The organism is Pseudomonas sp. P5_A12 (genome assembly GCF_056400685.1).
Map to the genome: position 1 here is coordinate 1 of NZ_JBFUKU010000505.1, position 2,129 is coordinate 2,129.

General features: G+C 45.6%; 2 protein-coding genes. Both read right to left on the bottom strand.

Annotated features, from left to right (window positions below):
• Positions 1-1,444 (bottom strand): peptidase domain-containing ABC transporter (locus AC1DSG_RS30495; protein WP_477794189.1); only part of this gene is annotated, 1,444 nt, incomplete at its 3' end.
• 33 nt (positions 1,445-1,477) lie between these two features.
• Positions 1,478-2,129: JmjC domain-containing protein (locus AC1DSG_RS30500; protein ID WP_477794190.1), on the bottom strand; the 652-nt coding region annotated here is incomplete at its 5' end.

The window sequence follows — 2,129 nt, forward strand, 5'->3', positions numbered from 1 at the left end:
GTGCATATCGATATGAAACATGTCTAAATTCAATATAAGGCTCTATAAGATCAATATCCGCTTCCAACGGTTCATCAGGCTCTGGTGTCTCTAAGGCAATATCGGCCAGTCGCTCTGAATGTAGTGAAAGCATACGAATTTCAATACCCAAGTCAATTAACTTGCTTGCTCGTCCAGTAAATTGAATTTTGTAGGCGGTGAATGCTAACAGCATGCCCAGTGATAATGAGCCTTGGAGAACGGCGGAGCCTCCGACATAGAGCAGCAACATTCCTTCTAATCCAAAAACCAGAATGTTAAAACATGCAAACACTAGTAATATTTTCTGTGTTGTTATGTCCCGATTCTGAACATCTACAATCATATTTTGCCAAGTCGCCAATCGTAACTGGGTAGCGTTGAATAACTTGATTGGCAAAATTACCCTTATTGTTTCCAGGAAATAAGAATTTTCTTTAGCGCCAAGTACTATGCGCTCCTCGGAAGCGTTGCGGAGCGGTTGATAAAAAACTAGTCGCGCGACGCCATAAAGCAACAAGGCAATCAGTACAATTGCTGTAAGTGCTCGGCTATACAAAAGCATCATTGTTAGTGTCGCTATTGTAACTAACCCATCAAGTACTCCTGTGATCGCTCCGTTTGTCAATATTTTTCGGATGGCTGCTAGTGACTGGAAGCGGGCAGCGATATCCCCAAGTTGACGTTTTTCAAAAAATGTTCCGGGTAGACGTAACATATGGCTGAATAGGTTTCCCGACCACTGTATTGCCAACTGTTGGCCCAGACGTAATGACATCCAACCCTGAGCCATCCGTAGGACAAAATCCGTCACCATCAGTAGGCAGCCCCCCAATACAGCCAACAAAAGCAGATTATGATCAGAAGACACCAGTGCTCCATCGATTACCCATTGAGTAACTTGTGGGGCGAGCAGTGCGACAGTTTCCAATGCTAGTGTAAGTACAAATATATTGCCTAAAGCGCGTTTGAGCCCAATGGTGCGGCGAACCAAGTCGTATAGGCGTACTCGAGCTTTCTGTGAGCCGGGGCGAAATGTAGTGTTAGGTGACAATTCCAGAGCTACACCAGTGAAATGCCTCGAGGCCTCAGGCAATGTCATCACCCTGCGGCCAAATGCTGGGTCTAGGACGCTAAGATTGTTTCCCTTCACTCTCTCTAGCACCACAAAGTGATTCATATTCCAGTGAAGAATGCATGGTGTGCGTAACTGGGATAACTCCTCCAATTCTAATCGCAAAGGTCTGCAGGAAAAATTGAGTAACTGAGCATGCCGCATTAATTGGGATAAGTCGGTTCCCTTTAGCGAAATGGAGAAGCGTCTGCGCATGTTCATCAGGTCTAAATGCAACCCGTGGAATGAGGCAATCATCACTAGGCAGGCAAGGCCGCACTCCGGGCTCTCTACTTGTAGTGTAACTTTCATGTGGCCGAACTTCCTGGTGGTTGTACGACGTGATCAGGCTCTGGAGAGTTCCAAGATGTCTAGGTGACAAAGTTGAGTGATCAGCTTTCGTACTTGGTTGGCCGATATTTCTGGGAGGTTTATGAGCAGTGTTCCGATACTTGTGTTTGGATGTTTAGCTATATGCCGTACTAGTTTTTGGCTCTGCTTGTCAAGATTTAGTCGGGTTCCATTAGCAATAATGTAGCCATCATTTAGGCCGTGGCAATTATTCGTACATAATCGAACGCCGTGATGATCGGAGAGTGTACCCACATTAGGGTTGCCAAAAATATCCATAACTAATGAAGAATCTACCCGCGTTTTACCAGCAAACTCATCAAGGAAACAATGGTAGTTGTTGGGATCGGTGATCAATTCGTTGAGGTGCTGACCCACCGACGAAAGGGAGTCTTTATCTTGTTGCCAATTATTGAGCGAACCACGTAAACCTTTGAAGACCTCAAGTCGTTTGAATAACCATGATAGATAATCAACTGTGTACGCTGGGAAGGTACCTATCGCAAGGTGGAAGGTAGCCTCCCCCAATGGCAAAGGGTTGTGCCACCAACCTCGAGGGAGATATAAAACATCACCTGCTTCCAGGACGATGTCCATGTATGGACTAGGTGGGCAAGGATACATGTGTTCGTAATCCTTGCTTTGT